General features: G+C 78.4%; 2 protein-coding genes and 1 pseudogene. 1 reads left to right on the top strand and 2 read right to left on the bottom strand.

Annotated features, from left to right (window positions below; genetic code table 11):
- Positions 1-669: universal stress protein (locus ABD308_RS26245; RefSeq protein WP_344339197.1), on the top strand; the 669-nt coding region annotated here is incomplete at its 5' end.
- A gap of 30 nt (positions 670-699) precedes the next feature.
- Here the strand turns inward: ABD308_RS26245 and ABD308_RS26240 are convergent.
- Positions 700-1620, bottom strand: coding sequence for a hypothetical protein (locus ABD308_RS26240; RefSeq protein ID WP_344339195.1), 921 nt, complete (start codon positions 1618-1620; stop codon positions 700-702).
- Positions 1617-1803 (bottom strand): annotated as a pseudogene (locus ABD308_RS26235) (SPFH domain-containing protein); the annotation flags it as partial. The gene ABD308_RS26240 and the pseudogene ABD308_RS26235, both read right to left, overlap by 4 nt.

Here is a 1803-nt window from a genome sequence, read left to right as displayed (position 1 = left end):
GGCCCGTCCACCACCCCGGACCAGGCCGTCGCCTACGCCGAGGCGCTGGACCCGGACCTGGAGGTCGAGACCGAGCTGCTCACCGGTGAGCCGCTGACCGTGCTGGCCCGCCACTCGCGGGAGGCCGCCCTGGTGGTGGTCGGCAGTCGCGGGCTCGGCCGGTTCGGCGCGCTGCTGATCGGCTCGGTGGCGGTGCACCTGGCCGCGCACGCCGACTGCCCGGTGCTGATCGTCCGGGGCCGGCCGGACCCGGACGGGCCGGTGCTGGTGGCGGTGGACGGGACCGGGGTGGGCGCCGAGGCGCTCGGCTTCGCCTTCGCCGAGGCCTCCGCCCGCCGCGCCCCGCTGACCGCCCTGCACATCGCCCACCCGAGCACCGGCCGGCCCGACCAGGAGGAGCGGGTGCTCGCCGAGGCCCTGGCCGGCTGGCGGGAGAAGTACCCGGCCGTCGAGCCGCGCTCCGAGGTGGTCGAGGCGCACACCCGCCCGGCCCTGCTGGAGGCGAGCCGCGAGGCACAGCTGCTGGTGGTCGGCGCCCGCGGCCGGGGCGGCTTCGCGGGCCTGCTGCTGGGCTCCACCAGCCAGGCGATGATCCAGCACGCCCACTGCCCGGTGGTCGTGGTCCGCCACCCGGCGGAACACCCCGCGGAGCATCCGGCCGACGCCTGACCGGTGAGGCCCGGCCCCGGCCGCCGGGTCTCACCCCACCAGCCGCAGCCGGGTGGCGGCGACGCCCACCCGCACGCTCTGGCCCCGGGCCAGCTCCAGGGCGTCGCCCCCGACGCCGTCGCCGAACGCCACCAGGCGGTCCGACTCGACCGTCAGCACCAGCCGGCGGCCCGCGTCGAGCAGTCCGTGCAGCCGGGCGGTGGCGGTGGCGGGGGAGGGCCAGGCCTCGCGGACGAACCAGGCGAGCGCCGGGGCGCCGGGCTCGGGCAGGGCGAGCGGGCCGCCGCGCTCCAGCCAGACGGAGCGGCACCAGCCGGTGCCGCCCGTCCCGGTTCCGACCAGGACACCGGACGAGGCCTGCGGCTCGCCCTCGTCGGACGCGCCCGGCTGCGCGGCCTCCTCGACGGCCAGCCGGTAGCGGGCCGTCTGGTGGCCGGGCTGGCCGACGTACACCTCGTTGAGCGCCAGCAGCCGCTGGGTGTCGTCGGCGACCGCCTCGACCATGGTCCGCTCCTCGGCGCGCCGGTCGGAGCCCGGGCCGACGGCGGCCGGCAGCAGCCGCGCCAGGTCGGCCACGCGGCTTCGCACCAGCACGCCCGGGTTGCGGCCGGGATCCGCGTCCACGCCGATCACCGGCTGGCCGTCCAGGTACTTGGCGACGTTGGCGACCAGGCCGTCCTGGCCGACCACGACCACCACGTCCTCCGGCTCGAAGAGGAACCGCGGCAGGTCGGCGCGCTCGACCCGGGTGCGCCGCCAGTCGAGCGGCACCGCGCCGGCCGCCCGGGCCAGCGCCTGTTCCCCCCGCCGGTGGCGCAGCTCGATCTCCTCGACCGAGCGGCCCCGGCTGCTCAGGAAGTACGCGGCCTGGCCGGGCGTGCCGTGGTGGGCGAGCAGCTCCTGGTACTCGGTGCGGCGGTGGACCAGCACCACCCGGGGCGCGAGCGTCATCGCGCCGTCCCCTCGCCGCCGGTCGCACCGAGCCTGGCCAGCAGCCCGGTGAGCACGTCCGGGGTCAGGGTGAGGCTGTCGATCCGCGGCAGGTGCTCGGCCAGGCGCATCAGCGCGAGCGCCCGCAGCACCGCCGGGTCGGCCTGCTGGTGGGCCGCCAGCCAGGCCGCCTCGGCGGGGGGC

It is taken from the genome of Kitasatospora putterlickiae (assembly GCF_039527695.1).
Taxonomy (GTDB): Bacteria; Actinomycetota; Actinomycetes; order Streptomycetales; family Streptomycetaceae; genus Kitasatospora; species Kitasatospora putterlickiae.
Note: the sequence above shows the minus strand (reverse complement) of the source record. Positions and strands in the feature narration are given on the sequence as shown.